The sequence below is a fragment of the Pseudomonas aylmerensis genome (assembly GCF_001702265.1).
In the GTDB taxonomy this organism is placed as follows: domain Bacteria; phylum Pseudomonadota; class Gammaproteobacteria; order Pseudomonadales; family Pseudomonadaceae; genus Aquipseudomonas; species Aquipseudomonas aylmerensis.
Genome location: NZ_MAUE01000041.1, coordinates 128,650 through 148,753 on the forward strand (window position 1 = coordinate 128,650; position 20,104 = coordinate 148,753).

17 protein-coding genes are annotated in these 20,104 nt (G+C 64.3%); 8 read left to right on the forward strand and 9 right to left on the reverse strand.

The features are described from left to right. Positions 1-33: 33 nt before the first annotated feature. From BBG20_RS25205 to BBG20_RS25215, 3 genes are read right to left on the reverse strand one after another with little or no spacing between them, the layout of a single operon-like run. Positions 34-1,452: an efflux transporter outer membrane subunit gene (locus BBG20_RS25205; RefSeq protein WP_065908266.1), complete on the reverse strand. Its 1,419-nt coding sequence runs from the start codon at positions 1,450-1,452 to the stop codon at positions 34-36. After that, positions 1,449-3,017: a DHA2 family efflux MFS transporter permease subunit gene (locus BBG20_RS25210; RefSeq protein WP_083221481.1), complete on the reverse strand. Its 1,569-nt coding sequence runs from the start codon at positions 3,015-3,017 to the stop codon at positions 1,449-1,451. Before BBG20_RS25210 ends, BBG20_RS25205 begins: the two co-directional genes overlap by 4 nt. After that, entirely contained in the window at positions 3,010-4,119 is a 1,110-nt protein-coding gene (locus tag BBG20_RS25215; protein WP_065908268.1) for an HlyD family secretion protein, read from the reverse strand. Before BBG20_RS25215 ends, BBG20_RS25210 begins: the two co-directional genes overlap by 8 nt. A 100-nt stretch (positions 4,120-4,219) precedes the next feature. On the opposite strand from BBG20_RS25215, the gene BBG20_RS25220 reads away from it, so the two are divergent. The 6 genes from BBG20_RS25220 to BBG20_RS25240 all read left to right on the forward strand — a co-directional run bounded on the left by BBG20_RS25220 (position 4,220) and on the right by BBG20_RS25240 (position 9,588). Then, positions 4,220-4,930, forward strand: coding sequence for a CerR family C-terminal domain-containing protein (locus BBG20_RS25220; protein WP_065908270.1), 711 nt, complete (start codon positions 4,220-4,222; stop codon positions 4,928-4,930). 278 nt (positions 4,931-5,208) lie between these two features. Then, complete coding sequence (locus tag BBG20_RS32985; protein ID WP_168167073.1) at positions 5,209-5,373, forward strand: hypothetical protein; 165 nt, start codon at positions 5,209-5,211, stop codon at positions 5,371-5,373. Positions 5,374-5,642: 269 nt separating this feature from the next. Next, positions 5,643-6,587 (forward strand): alpha/beta fold hydrolase, encoded by a 945-nt coding sequence (locus BBG20_RS25225; protein WP_065908273.1) that lies wholly within the window; start codon positions 5,643-5,645, stop codon positions 6,585-6,587. Between the two features lie 70 nt (positions 6,588-6,657). Next, a complete protein-coding gene (locus BBG20_RS25230; RefSeq protein ID WP_065908275.1) occupies positions 6,658-7,266 on the forward strand; it encodes a LysE family translocator in 609 nt (202 codons plus the stop codon). 366 nt (positions 7,267-7,632) lie between these two features. Then, on the forward strand, positions 7,633-8,616 hold the full coding sequence (locus BBG20_RS25235) for a GlxA family transcriptional regulator (protein WP_065908278.1): 984 nt from the start codon (positions 7,633-7,635) through the stop codon (positions 8,614-8,616). Between the two features lie 51 nt (positions 8,617-8,667). Further along, a complete protein-coding gene (locus BBG20_RS25240; RefSeq protein ID WP_065908284.1) occupies positions 8,668-9,588 on the forward strand; it encodes an ADP-ribosylglycohydrolase family protein in 921 nt (306 codons plus the stop codon). Here BBG20_RS25240 and BBG20_RS25245 read toward each other — a convergent pair. The 5 genes from BBG20_RS25245 to BBG20_RS25265 form a co-directional block, all read right to left on the reverse strand. Beyond that, positions 9,585-10,829, reverse strand: a complete 1,245-nt coding sequence (locus tag BBG20_RS25245) for an NAD(P)/FAD-dependent oxidoreductase (protein WP_065908286.1) — start codon at positions 10,827-10,829, stop codon at positions 9,585-9,587. The two genes, BBG20_RS25240 and BBG20_RS25245, sit on opposite strands and share 4 nt — an antisense overlap. Positions 10,830-10,832: 3 nt before the next feature. Beyond that, positions 10,833-12,404: an aldehyde dehydrogenase (NADP(+)) gene (locus BBG20_RS25250; protein ID WP_065908288.1), complete on the reverse strand. Its 1,572-nt coding sequence runs from the start codon at positions 12,402-12,404 to the stop codon at positions 10,833-10,835. Between the two features lie 61 nt (positions 12,405-12,465). Next, complete coding sequence (locus tag BBG20_RS25255; protein ID WP_065908289.1) at positions 12,466-13,413, reverse strand: dihydrodipicolinate synthase family protein; 948 nt, start codon at positions 13,411-13,413, stop codon at positions 12,466-12,468. 40 nt (positions 13,414-13,453) lie between these two features. Beyond that, positions 13,454-14,380, reverse strand: a complete 927-nt coding sequence (locus BBG20_RS25260) for a 4-hydroxyproline epimerase (RefSeq protein WP_065908290.1) — start codon at positions 14,378-14,380, stop codon at positions 13,454-13,456. A gap of 12 nt (positions 14,381-14,392) precedes the next feature. After that, positions 14,393-16,018, reverse strand: coding sequence for an APC family permease (locus tag BBG20_RS25265; RefSeq protein ID WP_065908293.1), 1,626 nt, complete (start codon positions 16,016-16,018; stop codon positions 14,393-14,395). A 187-nt stretch (positions 16,019-16,205) separates the two neighbouring features. Here BBG20_RS25265 and BBG20_RS25270 point away from each other — a divergent pair, with 187 nt between their 5' ends. Together BBG20_RS25270 and treS are read left to right on the forward strand one after the other, a co-directional pair. Next, entirely contained in the window at positions 16,206-16,985 is a 780-nt protein-coding gene (locus BBG20_RS25270) for an AraC family transcriptional regulator (protein WP_065908295.1), read from the forward strand. Between the two features lie 85 nt (positions 16,986-17,070). After that, entirely contained in the window at positions 17,071-19,137 is a 2,067-nt protein-coding gene (gene treS, locus BBG20_RS25275) for a maltose alpha-D-glucosyltransferase (protein WP_065908298.1), read from the forward strand. Here treS and BBG20_RS25280 read toward each other — a convergent pair. Beyond that, entirely contained in the window at positions 19,134-20,033 is a 900-nt protein-coding gene (locus tag BBG20_RS25280) for a LysR family transcriptional regulator (protein WP_065908380.1), read from the reverse strand. The genes treS and BBG20_RS25280 overlap by 4 nt on opposite strands. Positions 20,034-20,104 lie beyond the last annotated feature (71 nt).

The following is a 20,104-nucleotide window of genomic DNA, read 5'->3' on the forward strand; positions in this document are numbered from 1 at the left end:
GTCTCAGGCAGCAAGGGCGTGTAAACGCCGTCGTCACAGGCTCCATCCCAGTCCCAGGGCCTTGTGCAGCGAGGCAAAGTCCTTGAGTAATTCGGCATCGCCGGAAATCCGGCTCTCCTGCGCCTGGTAGCGCGTGCGCTCCGCATCCAGCCAATCCAGGGTGCTCGCCGTGCCCGCACGATAACGTTGGCGCGTCAGGTCCGCCGCGCGCACTGCTGAAGATTCGACGTTGCGCAACAGCACCACGTTCTGGCGTTGATGCCCGTAGCGCGCCAGGGCGACGTCGGCATCGCGCAGTGCACTCAAGACCACGCTCTTGTACTGCGCGAGCGCCTCATCGCGACCGGCTTCGGCGCCTTTGACGCTGGCGGCGACGCGGCCGAAATCCAGCACATTCCAGGTCAGGCGCGGCAGGATCAGCCAGGTGCCGTTGTCCTTGCGGGCGAGGTGGCCGGGGTCGCCGGCCGAGAAGGACAGGTCGCCCATCAGGCTGAGCTTGGGAAACCAGTCGGCGGTTTTCTCGCCGATCTGCGCGTTGCTGGAGGCCAGTTTGCGTTCGGCGACGCGGATGTCCGGGCGGGCTTTCAAGAGAGCGGCGGGATCGGCCACGGGTACTTGGGCGGGAATGGAAGGCAGTGCCTGCGGTGTGGCGAGGCGCTCATCCAGTTCGCCTGGCTCCAGGCCGCACAGCAGGCTCAGCTGGTCCTGGGATTCGACGATGGCGGCTTGCAAGGGCAAGCGCTGGGCCTGGGTATTTTCGGCCTGGGTGAGCACTTGTTCGAGTTGCAGCTGGGAGGCCACGCCTCGGTTGCGGCGTTGTTGAGTGAGGTCCAGGGCCTGGTTTTCGATGTCGACACTCGCCTCTACCAGCGCCAGGCGCGCCTGTTGATCACGCAGGTCGGTGTAGGCCTGCACGATTTCGGCGGCCAGTTGCACCTGGGCATCCGCCAGTTGTGCCTGTGCGGCGTCGGCTTCGGCCTGTGCGGCCTCGACGGCGCGGCGCGTGCCGCCGAACAGGTCGGCTTCCCAACTGGCATCGAAGCCGGCGAGGTACAGGCTCAGCGGGCCGCGCCCACCGCCACCACCGCCCAGCGCCGAGGTATCAGGCGAGCGCAGTTTGAGCATCGCCGCATCGCCCGTGACCTTGGGCATCGCCTGCGCACGCGCACCGCTGAGGCTGGCGCGCGATTGGCGCAGTCGGGCCCGGGCGGTGGCGATGTCCGGGCTGTTTTGCAGGGCCTGGCTGATCAGCGCGTTGAGCTGCGGATCGCCCAGGGCCTGCCACCACTGCGCGACGGCAGGTGCGTGTGGCACGTCGCTGTCGGCATGCGGCAAGCGTGCGGCGGCGAGGGTTTTCGGCGCAACGTCGGGGGCGCCGTGGTAGTCCGGGCCCACGGTGCAGGCGGACAGCAGCCCGACGGTCAGGAGGAGGGGAAACGAGCGAGCAATCATCGTTGTACCGTGCGCTTTTTCAGAATGAAGATCAGGGGCAGGCACGCCAGCATCGCCAGGCCCAGTAGGTAAAACGCGTCGTTGTAGGCCATCACCGAGGCTTGCCGTGCGATGTCGCTGGCCAGTTGGGTCAACGCCTGCAAATGTGCGGTGGACGGGTCGCCGGTTTGCGCCAGGTAGCTGGCGGCGTTGCTCGCCATGTGATCCTGGGCCAATTGGCTGTTGGCGAGAATGCCTTCGCGCAGCCGGTCGTCGTGGAAGTGGCTGCGCCGGTCCATCAGCACGCCCAGCAGCGCCAGGCCGATGGTGCCGCCAAGGTTGCGCGACATGTTGTAGAGCCCGGCCGCGTCGCCGGCATCCTGGGTCTCGACCGAACGCATCGACAGCTGACTGAGCGGCATCATCACCAGGATCTGCCCGAAACCGCGCAGCAGCTGTGACCAGACAAAGTCATGCCCGACGCTGTCGGCGGTGAGTTGGGTATCGACAAAACAGCTGGCCCAATACAGCAACAGGCCGATACCGACCATCCAGCGCAGATCATAGCGGCCGAGCATCCTCGGCAGGATCGGCATCAGCAGGAACGCCGGGATACCGGACAGCAGCATGATCGCGCCGGATTGCTGGGCGTTATAGCCGGAGAGAATGCCGAGGAACTGCGGGACCAGATACGCCGTGCCATACAGGCCGGCGCCAACTGCCGTGCCGATCAGCAGCACGCTGCCGAAGCTTTTGTTGAGCACCAGTTGCAGGCGCAGGATCGGCGTACTCGAACGAAATTGCCCGACGGCGATCAGGAAAAAACCGACCAGCGTGGCGATGCTCAACCAGCTGATCAGCAGCGAGTCGAACCAGTGCTCGCGCTGGCCTTCTTCCAGCACCACCGTGAGCGAACTCAGGCCCATGGCCAGGCCGAGAATGCCCAGCCAGTCGGCGCTGATGAAACGTTGCAGGTTCATGCGCTCGGTGGGCAGGCCGGTGATCAACAAGGTGATCAGCGCGATGCTGATGGGCAGGTTGAGAAAGAAGCACCAGCGCCAGTTGATGTTTTCGGTCAGCCAGCCGCCAATCACCGGGCCGAGCAGGGGCCCGAGGATCACCGTCATGCCGAACATCGTGGTGCCGATCGCCAATTGATGCGGAGGCAGGCGGGTGCGCACGATGGTCTGGGCGGTGGGGATCATCGCACCACCGGCGAACCCCTGGCCGATGCGCCCGGCGATCATCGCGCCGAGGCTGGAAGACAGGCCGCAGAACATCGAAAACAGCGTGAACATCAGCGCCGTGCCGATCAGGAACCGGCGCAGGCCGAAGACCCGGGTCAGCCAGGCGGCGAGGGGAATCATGACGATTTCCGACATCAGGTAGCCGGTGGCAATCCACGTGCCTTCGGTGCCGGTGGCGCCGATCTGGCCCTGGATCTGCGGCAACGCCGAGTTGGTGATCGAGACGTCCAGGGTGGCGAGCAGCGCGCCAAGCGCCCCGGCGGCGACGGCGATCCAGTCGGTCAGCGAGGCGTTGCGCGGTGTCTCGGCGGCCACCCCGGCCATGAGTGCCTCAGCCATGGTTGGCGTCCGCGCCGTGGGTGCGGGTGTCCACGTCCACGGTGGCCGACAGGCCGGGCATCAAGGCGGCGCGAATGTCCTCAGGCACATCGAGGGAAATCCTCACCGGCACACGCTGGACGATCTTGGTGAAGTTGCCGGTGGCATTCGACGGCGGCAGCAACGCGAACTGCGCGCCAGTGCCGGGGGAGAGGCTGTCGATATGGCCCTGCAGGTCATGGCCGGGCAGGGCGTCCACGTGCACGTTCACGCGCTGGCCGGGGTGCATCGCGCCGATCTGGGTTTCCTTGTAGTTGGCCGTCAGGTAGATCGCGCTGACCGGTACCACCGTCAACAGGCGCGTGCCGGGCTGCACGTATTGGCCGACACGCACGCCGCGATCGGCGATGCGGCCATCCAGCGGGCTGCGAATCACCGCGTCATCCACATCCAGCTGGCTCTGCGCCTCGCTGGCCTTGGCCACGCCGAGTTGCGCCTGGGCCTGCTTGAGCTGGGCCTGCAGCGTGCCATAGCGGGTCTGGCTGGAACGCAGGGCGGCCTGCTTGGCCGCCACCGTGCTGCGCGCCTGCGCCAATTGGTTGTTGAGTTGCGCCAGGCGTTCTTCCGGTTCGGCACCCGAGCGGGCCAGCGGTGCATAGCGGGCGACTTCGGTCTGCGCATGCTGGGCATCGGCCTGCGCGCCCTGCAACTGCGCGCGGGCTTCGGCGATGGTTGAATCCTGCTGCACCAGGTCGGCCTGGGCCTTGGCGAAATCGGCTTCGCGCGCGGCAATCGTTGCCGAGGCCTCGTCGCTGACGGCCTGGTATTTACGTGCATCCAGGCGCACGAGAATGTCGCCGCGCTTGACGTCCTGGTTATCGCTGACCAGCACCTCGGCGACGTAGCCGTTGATCTTCGGCGCCACGCTGATGCTGTCGGCCTGCAGGTAGGCGTCGTCGGTGGTCTCGATGAAGCGCCCGGAGATCCGCCACCAGGCGGCCCATGACACACCGACCAACACGGCCACGGTCGCCAGTGTCAGCAGGATCCGCCGGGCCTTGCCGCGTTGGGTGGTGACGCTGTCTTCAGGCATGACCTGAGGGGAGGGAGGTGCGGCGGACATCGGGTCACTCCAGAATTTATATCAGGTGGAATAAATTCCTTTTTTCGCGAATTTTTGTCAACTGGTATATTTTGCTTCGGGTATTCGAAGGGAGCAGCACATGGCACGACATAAACCGGCCGCCGAGGGTGGCTATCAGCGCGGTGAAGAAACCCGCGCGCGCATCGTCGAGGCGGCGGTCGTGGTGTTTGGCGAGCGTGGCTACGACGGTGCGTCTACCCGCGACATCGCCACCGCGGCCGGCGTCAACGCGCCGGCGATCCAGTATTACTTCGACGGCAAGGAAGGCGTGTACCTGGCGTGCGTCGAGCACTTGATCACCTTGCTCTGGCGCAAGATGAGCGAAACCGTCGAGGCCGCTGAACAGGCGCTTGCGGATGAAAATACCGCTGATGCGGCCTTGATCGAGGTGTCACTGGGCATCCTCGGCGCGGTGGTCTCGACCATTCAGGACAGCCCCCAGACCAGCGCATGGCGGGCGTTCCTCGACCGCCACCAGGCCGGGTTATGCCCGGCAAGTGCAACCACGGCGTTCGACGAGCGCTTCAAGGCACGCATCGCCCGGGTGATCCGGCTGCTTATCGCGCGCCTGGCCGGGTTTGCGCTGGAGGATGAACGCACGGTCATTCATTCGATGGCGCTGTTTACCCAGGGCCTGGCCTTCCGGGTGCAGAAGCCCAAGCTGCTTGAGGCATTGAAGTGGACCGAGGTCAGCGTCAAGGAGATGGAACTGGTCAGGGACGTAGTGCTGATGCAGGCACGGTTTACGCTCGAGGGGTTGGTTCGGCACCGGGACCTGCGCGCTGAATGAGTACGCGGTCGACTGGGCAACGCCGCCGTTCTACGTTCACCTGATGACGGCGTTGGGCAAGGCGGATTACGTGCCGCCTATGTTTGCCTTTCTGCGCAAGGGCTAGCCTCGACGGATGTTTGCTGTCACGGTCACAGAGCCCAAGCTATTGAAAAACAATGGGTTGTATCGCCATGCATACAAACCTTACCCACGTGTTACACGATAGTCATGACGCACTTCATTTTGCACGGTCATAGCCTGCGAGAAGTTAATCTCGTCAAGCAAGAGAGTGCAGAATGAAGTTGAGTTACGTAACCAAGGCGGCAGTTGTTGTCGCGCTGTTGTCGACCCTGTCGGGCTGCTGGATGTTCATGCCACCGGGAGGCGGCGGTGGTGGCGGTCATGGCGGTGGCCATGGTCAAGGCGGCGGCCCGGGTGGGCCAGGTGGCGCTCCGCGCTGACCGATAGGCACTAAGGCAGGCAAGTCATGCACCATGACTTGCCTGTTTTTTTTGCCCGCGATAAATCACAGGCAAAGAAAAGCCCGTGATGGGGGCACGGGCTAAAGGGATGTTCATTAGGAGCTGGATTGACCATAGACGCTCGTCTGTGAAAGGTTCGTGAAAGACAACAAGTATTTCACTGTGGGCGTTCATCATCCGTTCAGCGCGGATTCAAGCACGCTGGGCAACTATAGCGTTGAGCCATTTCTGCTGGTGGAGACGCGTAGATGCTAGTGATCGTTGCCTTGCTGGCCCTCGTGGGGCTCGGGGTGTGGTTGACCTACCCACGGGTGGGCAATCTGCTGTTTGTGCTGATTGCACAGGTGCAGGCGCGGCGCGCGCGCTTGAAGGGCGTGGTGGTGCCTATCAAGGGCATGACGCTGGCGACCTGGCAGGGCGGTGAGCGCCAGTCGCCGGCGCTGCTGCTGATCCACGGCTTCAGCGCGGACAAGGGCGTGTGGCTGGATTTCGCGCGGTATTTTACCGACGACTACCGCTTGATCATTCCGGACCTCGCTGGCCACGGCAGCAACGCCTTTGTGCCAGGCGGCGACTACAGCATCGCGGCCCAGGCGCGGCGGATGGTGGCATTGCTCGACGCGTGCCAGGTCGCGCAGGTGCACGTGATCGGCAGTTCGATGGGCGCCTACATCGCCAGTTGGCTGGCTGCGCAGTATCCGGAACGGGTGCTGTCCATGGTGCTGATCGGCGCAGCCGGCGTGCAATTGCCGCAGCCCAATGAAGTGGAAGAGCTGGTCAATGCCGGCGACAACCCTTTCCTGATTCACACGCGGGCGCAGTTTGATCGGTTCTTCGCCATGACCATGGCGTCGCCGCCGTGGATTCCCGAGGTGCTGCTGGCGGCCGAGGCGGCGGTGTATATCAAGCGCCGTGCTGAGCTTGCAGAAATTTTCGCAGACTTCGAAGGCAGCCCCCGCATGGAGCCGTGGCTACCCGAGGTGCGCGTGCCCAGCTTGATTCTGTGGGGCCGCGAAGACCGCATGGTGCCTGTCGCCAGTGCGCAGACCTGGCTCGCCGGCCTTGCGCAGGCGCAACTGCAGATCATCGACGGCGTGGGGCACTTGCCGATGGTCGAATGTCCCGAGCTGGCCGCGCAGTATTGCCGGGACTTTCTCGGCGGCGCCAAAGTGTACAGCTCGATCCGCTCCTAGCTGTACGGGGCGGAGGCGCGCGGATGGCTTTACTGTCGCAGGCCTGCCACCCCCGTTTGGATGCCGCGTCATGGTCATGTCTACCAGCCTGCTGTCAGCTTTTGTGTTGTTTGCCTTCGTATCCTCGATCACCCCCGGTCCGAACAACACCATGTTGCTTGCCTCCGGGGTGAACTTCGGGTTTCGCCGCTCGATTCCCCATGCGCTGGGCATCAGCATCGGCTTCATGCTGCTGGTGATTGCGGTGGGCCTGGGCCTGGGTGAGGTGTTCAAGGTCTTTCCGTGGGCCTACACGGTGTTGCGCTACGTGGGCGCGACGTACCTGCTGTACTTGGCGTGGAAAATCGCCACGGCAGGCGGCATGTCCGACAGCAACGATGAACGCGGCAAGCCCATGACCTTCCTCGGCGCGGCTGCGTTCCAGTGGGTCAACCCCAAGGCCTGGATCATGGCGCTCGGCGCCATCACCACCTATACGCCGGCCGAGGGCTATGTCACCAACGTGCTGGTGATTGCCCTGGTGTTCGCCATCGTCAACCTGCCCAGCGTATGCGTGTGGGTCGGGTGTGGCACGGGCTTGCGCAATGTGCTGCGTGAGCCGCGCTGGGTGCGGCTGTTCAACGGCGTGATGGCGGGGCTGCTGGTGCTGTCGTTGTACCCGATGCTGTTTGCCGGTTGAGATAGCCGCTGCCGCGATTGAGGCTGGATCAGACCGGCGAGATGGTTGCCAGCAGGCCGATGCCGATGGTCAATACCAAAAAGCCGAACAGGAAAAGTGCCATCTTGGTCATAAGGCCTCCGAAGGGAAGGGAGTGGGGATGGCGCTATTGTCCGCCCAGGCGGCTTTTCGATACAGATGCAGATAACAAAGAAAAAACCGTATCAGATGCGTGTGCCGCCGTTCTGCCACGGGCTTTGATCGAGCTCGCTTTTCTCAAGATCAGCGCGTGAGACAGCCACCGCATTTGCCCCTAAGATGGCGCCCACTGCATCAACAATAAACGTGGGCCAACCCTCGATGGAAAGACGCCAATTCAGCGGTGGCATGCAAGGCAAGAACCTGCGCTACCTCAACGAAACCTCGCAGCAGCCGGTGCCGCTCACCCGCGTCGGCTTTTTGCTGCTCGAACACTTTTCGCTGCCGGCCTTCACCCAGACCCTCGACACCTTCGTCACCGCCAACCTGCTGCGGCCTGAACTGTTCGCCACGCGCACCTTTGCTTGCGCGGATGACGAAGTGATCAGCGACCTCGGGCTGGTCATTCGTCCTGATGCACGCTTGTGTTCGTCGGCGCTGCAGGATCTGGAGCTGCTGGTGATCTGCGGCGGTTTTCGCACCGAACTCAAGGCCGGCGAAGACTTCATCCACCTGCTGCGCAGCGCTGCCGAGCAGGGCGTGAAACTCGCCGGGCTGTGGAACGGCGCGTGGTTCCTCGGGCGTGCGGGCCTGTTGCAAGGCTATCGCTGCGCCATCCACCCCGAACATCGGCCGGCCCTCGCCGAAGTGTCCAAGGCCACCCACGTCACCAGCGAACCCTACGTGATCGACCGCGACCGCCTGACCGCCTCCAGCCCCTCCGGCGCCTTCCACATGGCCCTGGACTGGATCAAGGCCTTGCACGGCAAGGCCCTGGTCGAAGGCATCGAAGACATCCTGGCCTTCGAAGAGTCGCGCTACCGGCGCATCAAACCGACCGAAAATGTCAGCGTCAGCGCCCCCCTGCGTGAGGTGGTGAAACTGATGGACGCCAACCTCGAGGAACCGCTGGAACTCGACCAGCTCGCGGTCTACGCCGGGCGCTCGCGACGCCAGCTCGAGCGCCTGTTCAAGGAGCAACTGGGCACCACGCCGCAGCGCTACTACATGGAACTGCGCGTGACCGAAGCGCGGCGCTTGCTGCAGCACACCGAGTTGTCACAGGTGGAAGTGCTGGTGGCCTGCGGCTTTGTCTCGCCGAGCCATTTCAGCAAGTGCTACAGCGCGTATTTCGGATATCGCCCCTCGAAGGAGAAGCGGTTGGTCAAGTAGCATGGGCGCGGTAGACAAAAATCCGCACGAATGCTCAGTCAAGGAGAGCTAATGACCATCACGCTTATCGATCGATATCGCGGCAGCTTGCTGGGGCTGGCGTGTGGTGACGCCGTGGGCACGACAGTCGAATTCATGCCGCGCGGTACGTTTGCGCCGGTCACCGATATGGTCGGCGGCGGGCCTTTCCAGCTCAAGCCGGGACAGTGGACCGACGACACCTCCATGGCGCTCTGCCTGGCCGAGAGCCTCCTGCGCAAGAACGGCTTTGACGCGGCGGACCAGATGGCCCGGTACCTGAACTGGTGGACGTGGGGCTACTTGAGTTCGACGGGTGATTGTTTCGATATCGGCATGACCGTGCGTGAGGCACTGTCGGCGTTCCAACAGCACGGCGACCCGTTTGCCGGTTCGACCGCGCCGTTTTCGGCCGGCAATGGTTCGATGATGCGCCTGGCGCCAGTGGTGCTGTTTTACTTTCCAGACCTTCAGCGTATCGAGGACTTTTCCCGCCAAAGCTCGCGGACCACACACGGCGCCCAAGAGGCGATCGAGTGTTGCGTGGTGCTCGCGCGGGCCATCGCCGGGGCGTTAGGCGGCGCCGCCAAAGAGCAATGGCTGACCATCCCAAGTACCGGGCTGCAGGCGCCCAAAGTGCTGGCGATTGCCCAAGGCGGCTACCGCGAAAAGACCCGCGAGCAAATCACCGGCTCCGGCTACGCAGTGGCGTCGCTGGAGGCCGCGCTCTGGTGCGTCCTCAACACGGACAGCTTCGCCGAGGCGGTGTTGACGGCCGCCAACCTGGGGGATGACGCCGACACCACGGCGGCCATCGTCGGCCAGTTGGCCGGCGCCCACTATGGCGTGCAAGGTATTCCGGCTGGCTGGCTGGAAAAATTGTGCATGCGTGACGACATCGAGGAAATGGCGGAGGCACTGTTGAAGGCCTCCACCGACAACCCGGCGGCTTAAAACCTGTCCAGTCGATAGGGCGCGAAGCCCGACTGCAACTGATCGCCGCTTGCCAGCCGGCCAACCATCTCCGCCGTCACCGCCGCCTGCGTCAATCCCAGGTGCTGGTGACCAAACGCCAGCAGCACCTTGCCGTCACACACTCGATCAATCACCGGCAGCGAATCCGGCAGCGACGGTCGAAAACCCATCCAGGGCGTTGCACCTTCCTGGCTCAGGTCCTGACGAAACAGGCCTTTGCTCAGTCGATGCAACTGCCAGGCGCGCTGCATGTTGGCCGGGCGCTCCAGTCCGGCGAATTCCACCGTGCCGGCCAGGCGCAGGCCGCCCGTCATGGGCGTCATGATGAATTTGCGCTCCACGGAGGTCACCGCGAAAGGCAGCCGCTGATGCTCATGCGGCAGCATCAGGTGATAGCCGCGCTCGGTGTCCAGCGGCACGGTTTTGCCCGTCAGTGCCGCAGTGAGCCTGGCCGAGTGGGCGCCACAGGCGATCAGCACCTGACGCGCGGCCAATGGCCCTTGATCGGTGCTCAGCGTAACGCCTTGATCATCTGTGCGGCCGTCCAGCACCTGGCGCTGGAGAAACTGCACACCCGCAGCTTTCGCCGCCTCGACCAGCTCGCAGACCACCTGATAGGGATCGAGAAAGTGCCCGGTACTCGGAAAAAACAGCCCGCCCAGGATGGCATCGCTCAATTGCGGCGCCGCCTGGCGGATTGCATCGCCGGTCCAGAAGGTCACCGGCACCTGCTGCTGGCGCATGCGCTCCTGCACCGCCTCCAGCGCCGCGCGCGACTCCGGACGTTCAAATACCAGCAGCGAGCCGTCTTCGCGCAGCAGTTGCGCGCGGTCGATGCTGTGCAGCAAGCGTTGCCACGCCGCCAGGCTGGCTTCGTTCAACGCGCGGATACCCGCCACCGTACGCCGGTAGCGGGCCGGGCGCAGGTTCAGCAGCAGGCGGATAAACCAGGGCAGGGCGCGTGGCAGGTATTGCCAGTCCAGGCGCAGCGGGCCCATCGGGTCCATCAGCATGCCGGGCAAGCGCTTGAGGATCGACGCGTCTGCAATCGGAAACACCTGCTCGGTGGCCAAGTGGCCGGCGTTGCCATAAGAGGCGCCCATGCCGGGTGCCTGCAAGTCGATCACCACCATCTGGCGCCCTTGGCGCGCCAGCTGCAAAGCGCAGGCGACCCCGATAATGCCGGCGCCGACCACGGCGATCTCTGTACGCTCTGGCATTGTTCAGGCCTCCCGTTGGCCATCGAGCAGGCGGCGCAGCAGCAACGGGTTGTCCTGTTGCAGCGCCGTCGGCAGCAAGGCGTCTGGGAAGTCCTGATAGCACACCGGCCGCAGGAAACGCAGGATCGCCGCCGTGCCCACGGACGTGCTGCGGGCATCCGAGGTGGCCGGGAATGGCCCGCCATGCACCATGGCATCAGACACTTCCACGCCGGTCGGCCAGCCGTTGACCAGCAGTCGTCCGGCCTTGCGCTCCAGCACCGGCAGCAGCGCCTTGGCGTTTGCCAGGTCGGCTTCATCCATCTGAAGCGTGGCGGTGAGCTGGCCTTCGAGCTGTTCGGACACCTGGCGCACTTCTTCACTGTCGGCGCACGCCACGATCAGCGACGCTGCGCCGAACACTTCGGCCTGCAAGTGTTCATTGGTCAGGAAGGCGCTGGCTTCGGTCACAAACAGGTGCGCCTGGCCCTGGTTGGGACCTTGCGCCGGCACGCCGCGGGCCACCACCTTGGCGTGCTGGCTCAAGGCACCGACCCCGGCTTGGAAGGCACTGAAAATACCCGGTGTGAGCATGGTCTGTGCCGCGCTGCGCGACAGCAGGTCTGCCGCCTGTTGGATGAACCGATCCAGGGCCGGGCCCCGAACCGCAATCACCAATCCAGGGTTGGTGCAGAACTGTCCGGCACCCTGGGTCAGCGACGCCACGAACCCCTGGGCCAGGGCGGCGCTGCGTGCTTCAAGCGCCGCTGCAAACAGGTACACCGGGTTGATCGAACTCATTTCCGCATACACCGGAATCGGCTCCGGCCGCGCCTGTGCCGCCTGGGTCAGCGCGATGCCGCCGCTGCGCGAACCGGTAAAACCGACGGCCTTGATGCGCGGATCGGTCACCAGTGCGATGCCCACTTCGCGGCCCGAACCGTAAAGCAGGGAAAACACGCCCTCGGGCAAGCCACAATCGCTGACCGCCTTGGCCACGGCGCGGCCGACCAGCTCGCTGGTGCCGGGATGCGCCGCGTGGGCCTTGACGATCACCGGGCAACCGGCCGCCAATGCCGATGCGGTATCACCGCCAGCGACGGAAAAGGCCAGGGGGAAATTGCTCGCGCCAAACACTGCCACCGGGCCCAGCGCCACGTGGCGTTGGCGCAAATCCGCACGCGGCAGTGGCTGGCGTTGCGGCTGCGCGGTGTCGACGCGCACGTCCAGCCATTCACCGGCGCGCACGGTCCGTGCAAAGGTGCGCAGCTGCGCGCAGGTGCGGCCGCGCTCACCCTGGATCCGTGGTACCGGCAAGCCGGTTTCGGCCGCCGCGCGCTCAATCAACGTATCGCCCAAGGCTTCGATGTTCTCGGCAATGGTTTCGAGAAACTGCGCGCGCTGCGCCAATGATGTCTCTCGGTAGCGATCAAAGGCGGCCCACGCCAGTGCGCACGCCTGCTCGACATGCTCGCCGCTGCCACCGGCGTAGGCCGGCTCCAAGGGCGCGTCGGTGGCGGGATTGATGGCCCGGATCACATCGCGCGTGCCGCCAAGGAGTTGCTGGCCGATCAGCATTTTGCCCGTCAGAGTCATGGGGTTTTCCTGGAAAAAAGAGAGGATGGCCGCCGTGAGCACCACGGCGGCGCGTCGCGAATCAGTCGCGGTTCTGCTCGGCCGACCAATCGGCGTACCACTGGCGGAACAGCGCGTACTGGGCCTCGGCATAGCGCCGCTGGGCTTCGCTGAGCACGTCGCTCGGGTTGAAATGCAAGGCGTAGCCCTGGTCACCGTTGAGCACCATCAGGTGCTTGTAATACAGCACCAGGTCGCAGCCTTCGTCGAAGGACGACAGCACCGCCAGCGCAGCTTCCAGCTCGCGCGCCAGGCGGCGGGCCTTGGCATCGCCCTTGGCCGCTTGCTTGCTCAGCGCCACCAGGTGCAGCACTTCGCGCGGCAGGGCGTTGCCGATGCCGGTGATCGCGCCGGTGGCGTTGCAGTTGACGAAGCCGTGCACCACCTGGGTATCGACGCCGACCATCAGGGTCACGCTGTCGTCCTGGGAGGTGATGTGTTCTGCCGCGTAGCGCAAGTCGGCGCCGCCGCCGAACTCCTTGAAGCCGATCAGGTTCGGGTGTTCACGGCGCAGTTCGAAGAACAGCTCGGCGCGGGTGGCGAAGCCGTAGTAAGGACTGTTGTAGATCACCGCCGGCAGGTTGGGCGCGGCCTTGAGGATCGCCGAGAAGTGCGCCTTCTGTGCGGTGGCGGAGGCACCACGCGAAAGCACGCGCGGGATCACCATCAAGCCATGGGCACCGACCTTCGCCGCATGGGCAGCATGGGCCACGGCCTCACGGCTGTTGACCGCACCGGTGCCGACGATGGTCGGCACCCCGGCGGCGACCAGGCGCGCGACGCCTTCCTGGCGCTCGGCTTCGGTCAGCAGCGGCCAGTCACCCATGGAGCCGCAATAGACCACGGCGCTCATGCCGATATCGATCAACTCGCGGCCCTTGGCAACCAGGGCGTCGAAGTCAGGCGTGCGCGCGGCGGTGCACGGGGTCATCAGGGCAGGGATGCAGCCGGTGAAGATGTTGTCGCTCATTGGGTTAACTCCTAACCACGTTCAATCAAAAGGGATGGGCTCAAATGCCCCAGGCAAAAGGGTCTTGCGCGTCGATCAGCAAGGTGCTGTCGGCGGTGATGTAGGCGCGGCCGGTAATGAACGGGCGCACACGCTCGCCGTCCCATTCATAGCGGCCTTCGAATTGGCTGCCGGTGATGCTGGCTTGTACCCAGGTTTCGCCGGGTGCGAGCTTGGCGTCTGCGGCCAGGCACGCCAGCTTGGCGCTGGTGCCAGTGCCGCACGGGGAGCGGTCGTAGGCTTTACCGGGGCACATCACGAAATTGCGGCTGTCGGCCTCGGCGTCGTCGGCGAACAGTTCGATATGGTCGATCGGCGCGCCATCCGCACCCTGGATGCCCTGGGTTTCCAGGGCCTTGAGCATCGCCCAGGTGTAATCGGTGAGGGCGTCGACGTTGTCCATCTGCAGGCGTTGGCCATGCTCGTACACCAGGAAAAACCAGTTGCCGCCCCAGGCGATATCGCCCAGCACCACACCATGGCCCGGCACGTCCACGGCGACCTGGCGGCGATGGCGGTAGGCGGGCACATTGCGCAGGGTCACCGCGCCGTCGGCGTGCAGCGTCGCGGCCACGGGGCCGACGGGAGTGTCCACGGTGTGCACGCCCGGCGTGATCCTGCCCAGATGGTGCAGGGACGCGATCAGGCCAATCGTGCCGTGACCGCACATGCCCAGGTAGCCGGCGTTATTGAAGAAGATCACTCCGCAGGTGGCACCCGGTGTGACGGGCGCGCAATACAGCGCACCGACCAGCACGTCGTTGCCACGCGGCTCCAGGATGCAGGCGCGGCGCCATTGGTCATGCTCGCTGCGCAGGTGCTCCAGTTGGTCAGCAATGGTGGCGCCACTCAGGGCGGGGAAACCGCTCATCACCAGGCGCGTTGGTTCGCCGCCGGTGTGGGAGTCGATCACATGCAGTCGCTTCATAAAACGCTCCAATCAGTGGGTAGCCGGGGCCAGCGGTGCGTGGGACGGGGACTCGTCGACGGCTTCGCTTTCATCCGCTTCGTGTTCCAGGCGCACCAGGTGGGCCGGCACGCCGGTGGCGGCGCCCCAGTAGTAGATGCCGAGGGCGCAGACCGCGACGACGACGGTGTCGAACGGATGACTGAGCACGCCGATGCCGCCGAAACTGCCGAGCTTGGACAGCAGGATGGTCACTGCGTAGAAACCGATCAGCCACGCCGACGAGCGCACTTGTTGCTTGAGGTTCAGGTGCGCGGTCGGCACCCAGCGGGCGCACAGCAGGTACACCACGAACATCAGGATCTGCAGGCCCAGCAGCCACGACACGGTGCTCCAGCCCGACCAGTACACGATCAGTGCGGCGATGATGAACGACAGCGGGCCGAGCACCGCCATGCCCTTGACCCGGAATGGCCGCGCCATGCCCGGTGCATTGCGACGCAGCGCGGCGACGGTCACCGGGGCCACGGCATAGCTGAGGATCAGCGCGGCGGACACCACGTTGATCAGCGCTTCCCAGGACGGGAACGGCAGGGTCCAGAACACTGACAGGGCAAAGGTCAGCCACAGCGCCGGGCGCGGGATGCCGGACTTCTCATCGATGCGCGTGAAAATCTTGAAGAACGTGCCGGTCTGCGCCCAGCCGTACACCACGCGCGGCGTGGCGTTCATGTAGATGTTGCCGCAGCCGCTGGGCGAAATCACCGCGTCGGCGACCACCAGGTAGGCCAGCCAACCCACACCCAGCGCGAGGGCGATATCGCGATATGGCAGCGCCAGTTCCTTGCTGATCCCGGCCCAGCCATTGGCGAGCATTTCGGTGGGTACGCCGCCGAGAAACGCGGTCTGCAGCAGCACATAGATGGCGGTCGACAACAGCACCGAGAGGATCAGCGCAATCGGAATCGTGCGTTGCGGGTTCTTCACTTCACTGGCCACCGAAATGATCGGCGTCAGCCCCAGGTAGGCAAAAATCACCCCGCCGGCCGACACCGCCATCTCGATGCCCGAGAGGCCGAACGGTGCAAAGCCGTGCACCTGGAAATTCGCCGGCTTGAAGAAGGTGAACAACACGCCGATCACCAGCAACGGCACGATGAACTTGAACACGCTCACCAGGTTGTTGGCGATGGCGAAGGTCTTCACGCTGCGGTAGTTGAGCACGAAGAACAGGCACAGCAGGGCGAATTGCACCAGCCAGCCGAGGGTGGTCGGGTCACTGGAGCCGGTCTTGGTCAGCTCGGGAAACCACGCGGCGGCGTATTGGCGCGAGGCGACCACTTCAATGGCGACCAGGCTGGAAAACGCGATCAACGTGATAAAGCCCATCAGGTAGCCCAGCAACGGGCCGTGGGAGTACACCGGGTAACGCACCACGCCGCCGGCGCGGGGCAATGCCGCGCCCAGTTCGCAGTAGACGATGCCCAGCAGCAGCACCGCGAAACCACCGATCAACCAGGAGAAAATCCCGGCTGGACCGGCGATTGCCGAGACGTGGCTGGCCGCGAACAACCAGCCGGAACCAAAGATCGCACCCAACCCGATAAAGGTGAGGTCCATCAACGAAAGTTGCTTCTTGAACTTGCCTTGACCTGACATAGCGTCGCCTTCTTGTGAGTTATTGGATAGGCATGCAGTGGCGCTATCGTGAACGCATCGGCAGGGCGCCGATTGATGTTTTGCGCAAGCGCGAATGACGAATTCAGCACAGTTTTCCGCGCTCGACAGCGCCCCGGGCATGCGGCAATCTGCTCGGCGTCCGCGTCAGAAAGTGGGGAGAGAGACCATGCTGCACAGCGCATTTGCGACCCTTTGCCAAGGGAGCGAGGCCAGCCGCCCGCACAGCATCGAGCAGCTATTGGCCGGCGTCGCCCAGTTGCTGCCGATGCTGGATGTGATCCCCAACGCCGCGATCTTCATCAAGGACATGGACGCCCGTTACCTCCTCGCCAACCGCACCCTGGTGCAACGCTGCGGCCTCAAGCAGCTGCAGCCGCTGCTGGGCAAGACTAGCGCCGAGGTGTTCCCCGCGCAGTTGGGGCCGGGCTACACCGAGCAGGATCGGCGCGTGCTGCAAGAAGGCTTTGTGCTCGAAGACCAACTTGAACTGCACCTATACGGCACCCGCGAACCGGGCTGGTGCCTGACCCACAAATGGCCGCTGTACAACCACACGGGCCAAATCATCGGCCTGGCCGGCCTCTCGGTCGACCTGCAATCGGCCAGCGAAACCCACCCGGCCTACCAGCGCCTGGCAGCGGTGGACGAGCACATCCGCGCGCACTTCAACCGCCGCGTGACCCTCGGTGAACTGACGCGGATCGCCGGTATTTCCGTGGCCCAGCTGGAGCGTTACTGCAAGCGCGTGTTCCACCTCACCCCCCGGCAGATGATCCAGAAAGTGCGCCTGGAACACGCCCACCGGCTGTTGCACTCGGACATGCCGATTACCGAGGTGGCGCTGCAATGTGGCTACACCGACCACAGCGCGTTTACCCGCCAGTTCAAGGCGTCGACGGGGTTTACGCCGAGGCAGTATCGGCAGGCGACCGGCGGACCGGATTAGCCCCCGAACATCGCAATGCAACGAATGGCCCGCGTACGCCTCATATGTCTACGAGTAATGTTTCACGACGACAGGTACCAAACTTATGACGGCGGCTGAAAACAACCATGTGAACTGGCTGGTAGAACAATCGATGCTGCATGCGGCTCGCCAGCGCGCCAAGCTCTATTCGGGGCAGGGCCGGTTGTGGCAGCAGCCGTACGCGCAGACCCGGCCGCGCGATGCGTCGGCGTTGTCGTCGGTGTGGTTTACCGCCTACCCGGCGTCGATAGTGACCCGCGAGGGCGGTACGGTGCTGGAGGCGCTGGGGGACGAGAGCCTGTGGCATGCGCTGTCGAAAATCGGCATACAGGGCATCCATAACGGCCCGCTGAAGAAATCCGGCGGCCTGACTGGCAGCACGCACACGCCGACCATCGACGGCAATTTCGACCGCATCAGCTTCGAGATCGACCCGCAGCTGGGCACCGAGGCGCAGTTGCAGGCATTGACGCGCATGGCCGCGGCGCACAATGCGGTGATCATCGACGATGTGATTCCGTCCCACACCGGCAAGGGCGCGGACTTTCGCCTGGCCGAGATGGCCTACGAGGATTATCCCGGCCTGTACCACATGGTCGAGATCCGCGAGGAAGACTGGCCGTTGCTGCCCGACGTGGCCGAAGGGCGCGATGCGCAGAACCTCAGCCCTGCGCAGGTGGATGCGCTGCGCGACAAGCACTACATCGTCGGCCAGCTGCAGCGGGTGATCTTCTTCGAGCCGGGCGTGAAAGAGACCGACTGGAGCGCCACCCAGGTGGTGATCGGCGTGGATGGCAAGCCGCGTCGCTGGGTGTACCTGCATTACTTCAAGGAAGGCCAGCCATCGCTGAACTGGCTCGACCCGACCTTCGCCGCCCAGCAGATGATCATTGGCGATGCCTTGCATGCCATCGACGTGATGGGCGCGAAAATCCTGCGCCTGGATGCCAACGGCTTCCTCGGGGTGGAGCGCAAGCTCGACGGCACGGCCTGGTCGGAAAGCCATCCGCTGTCGATCACCGGCAACCAGCTGCTTGGCGGCGCGATTCGCAAGGCGGGCGGCTTCAGTTTCCAGGAATTGAACCTCACCGTAGATGACATCGCATCGATGTCCCATGGCGGCGCCGACCTGTCCTATGACTTCATCACCCGTCCCGCGTACCAGCATGCGCTGCTGATGGGCGATGCCGAATTCCTGCGCCTGATGCTGCGCGAAATGCATCGCCAGGGCATCGACCCAGGCTCGCTGATCCACGCGCTGCAGAACCACGATGAACTGACTCTCGAGCTGGTGCACTTCTGGACCCTGCACGCCCACGACACCTTTCTCTACCAGGGCCAGACCTTCCCCGGCAACATCTTGCGCGAGCACATCCGCGAGCAGATGTACGAGCGCCTGGCCGGCGAGCATGCGCCCTACAACCTCAAGTTCGTCACCAATGGGGTGTCCTGTACCACCGCCAGCATCATCACGGCGGCGTTGGGCATTCGTGACCTGGAGGCGATTACCCCGGCGGATATCCAGCAGATTCGCCAGATCCATTTGCTGTTGGTGATGTACAACGCCATGCAGCCGGGGGTATTTGCCTTGTCGGGCTGGGACCTGGTGGGCGCGCTGCCCTTGGCTGCCGATGAGGTGGCACACCTGATGCAGGACGGCGACACGCGCTGGATTCATCGCGGCGCCTATGACCTGGTAGAACTGAACCCTGAGGCCGAACTGTCCGCCGGGCAGATGCCGCGCGCGAAAAGCCTCTACGGCAGCCTGAACAGCCAGTTGCAGGACCCTGAGTCATTCGCCTCGCAACTGCAGAAAATCCTCGCCGTACGCCGCGCCTACGACATCGCGGCGAGCCGCCAGATCCTGGTACCGGACGTTCAGCATCCCGGCCTGCTGGTGATGGTCCACGACTTGCCGGCGGGTAAAGGCACGCAGATTACCGCGCTGAACTTCGGCGCCACGCCGATCACCGAAACGCTGCACCTGCCCGACATCGCGGCGGGGATGGTGGTGGACATCATCAACGAGCGGGTGGAGGGCGATCTCACTGCCGAAGGCGAGTTCACCATCACCCTGGATGCGTATGAGGGGCTGGCGCTGCGGGTGGTCAGCAGTTCGCCGATGCTCTAGGGCCCGAACGCCGCCATCGCTTCATCAATGAAATGCCGCAGCTTGGCGGTGCGCTGGCGGTCGGCGGGGTAAATCAGGCTCATGGGCTTGGAAGGCCCTTCAAAGGTGGGCAGCACCCGCACCAGTTGGCCGCTGGCGAGTGCCGGGGCCAACAGGTCGAGTGCTGCCATCACCACGCCAAAGCCGGCAATCGCCGCCTTGAGCTGCGCGTCGGCACTGTTGACCCGCAACCGGCTGCCGACCTGCACGGGGTAAGCTTTGCCGTGGCGGGTGAACGTCCATTCCTTATCCATCACGCGGTCGGTGAACACATACCCCAGGCAGGCATGGTCGGCCAATTCGCTCGGCTGTGTGGGGGTGCCATGTGCCTGCAGGTAGGCCGGTGACGCGCATACCAGCAGTTGGTAGGGGCGCAATGGCCGTACCACCAGGCTGGTGCTGTCGGCTACGCCGGGATCGCCGATGCGAAATGCCGCCTCTATGCCCTCGGCAATCAGGTCGACGTAGCGGTCGGTCAGGTCGAGGTCGATCTCGACGCGCGGATGCTGCGCCAGGAAGTGGTTGATCACCGGCATCAGGCTCTGCGCGCCAAAGTTCTGCGGCGCGCTGATCTTCAGCGCGCCCATCGGTTGGGCATGCGACTCCAGCGCCAGCGCATCCGCGGCTTCGACATCCGCCAGCACGCGCACGCAGCGCGTGTAGTAGGCGCGACCGAACTCGGTGAGTTGCTGGCGCCGAGTCGTGCGGTTCAACAAGCGCACTTGCAGGTGCTGTTCCAAGTGATCGATGTAGCGCGCGATCATCTGGGGTGACAACCCCAGCGTGCTGGCGGCGCCCGCGAAGGAGCCGGCATCGGTAGCCGTGACGAAGACGTGCATGGCGCGAAATTTATCCATCATTCATCACTTTCAGTTGTTAATGTGTCAATTAGTGGTCTGTTTATCTTGATCAGGGTGGCGAATAGGCT

Bases quoted from the DNA above. Each gene is read 5' to 3' on its own strand.
- BBG20_RS25205 (WP_065908266.1), bottom strand. From the start codon at position 1,452: ATGATTGCTCGCTCGTTTCCCCTCCTCCTGACCGTCGGGCTGCTGTCC.
- BBG20_RS25210 (WP_083221481.1), bottom strand. From the start codon at position 3,017: ATGGCTGAGGCACTCATGGCCGGGGTGGCCGCCGAGACACCGCGCAAC.
- BBG20_RS25215 (WP_065908268.1), bottom strand. From the start codon at position 4,119: ATGTCCGCCGCACCTCCCTCCCCTCAGGTCATGCCTGAAGACAGCGTC.
- BBG20_RS25220 (WP_065908270.1), top strand. From the start codon at position 4,220: ATGGCACGACATAAACCGGCCGCCGAGGGTGGCTATCAGCGCGGTGAA.
- BBG20_RS32985 (WP_168167073.1), top strand. From the start codon at position 5,209: ATGAAGTTGAGTTACGTAACCAAGGCGGCAGTTGTTGTCGCGCTGTTG.
- BBG20_RS25225 (WP_065908273.1), top strand. From the start codon at position 5,643: ATGCTAGTGATCGTTGCCTTGCTGGCCCTCGTGGGGCTCGGGGTGTGG.
- BBG20_RS25230 (WP_065908275.1), top strand. From the start codon at position 6,658: ATGGTCATGTCTACCAGCCTGCTGTCAGCTTTTGTGTTGTTTGCCTTC.
- BBG20_RS25235 (WP_065908278.1), top strand. From the start codon at position 7,633: ATGCAAGGCAAGAACCTGCGCTACCTCAACGAAACCTCGCAGCAGCCG.
- BBG20_RS25240 (WP_065908284.1), top strand. From the start codon at position 8,668: ATGACCATCACGCTTATCGATCGATATCGCGGCAGCTTGCTGGGGCTG.
- BBG20_RS25245 (WP_065908286.1), bottom strand. From the start codon at position 10,829: ATGCCAGAGCGTACAGAGATCGCCGTGGTCGGCGCCGGCATTATCGGG.
- BBG20_RS25250 (WP_065908288.1), bottom strand. From the start codon at position 12,404: ATGACTCTGACGGGCAAAATGCTGATCGGCCAGCAACTCCTTGGCGGC.
- BBG20_RS25255 (WP_065908289.1), bottom strand. From the start codon at position 13,413: ATGAGCGACAACATCTTCACCGGCTGCATCCCTGCCCTGATGACCCCG.
- BBG20_RS25260 (WP_065908290.1), bottom strand. From the start codon at position 14,380: ATGAAGCGACTGCATGTGATCGACTCCCACACCGGCGGCGAACCAACG.
- BBG20_RS25265 (WP_065908293.1), bottom strand. From the start codon at position 16,018: ATGTCAGGTCAAGGCAAGTTCAAGAAGCAACTTTCGTTGATGGACCTC.
- BBG20_RS25270 (WP_065908295.1), top strand. From the start codon at position 16,206: ATGCTGCACAGCGCATTTGCGACCCTTTGCCAAGGGAGCGAGGCCAGC.
- treS (WP_065908298.1), top strand. From the start codon at position 17,071: ATGACGGCGGCTGAAAACAACCATGTGAACTGGCTGGTAGAACAATCG.
- BBG20_RS25280 (WP_065908380.1), bottom strand. From the start codon at position 20,033: ATGGATAAATTTCGCGCCATGCACGTCTTCGTCACGGCTACCGATGCC.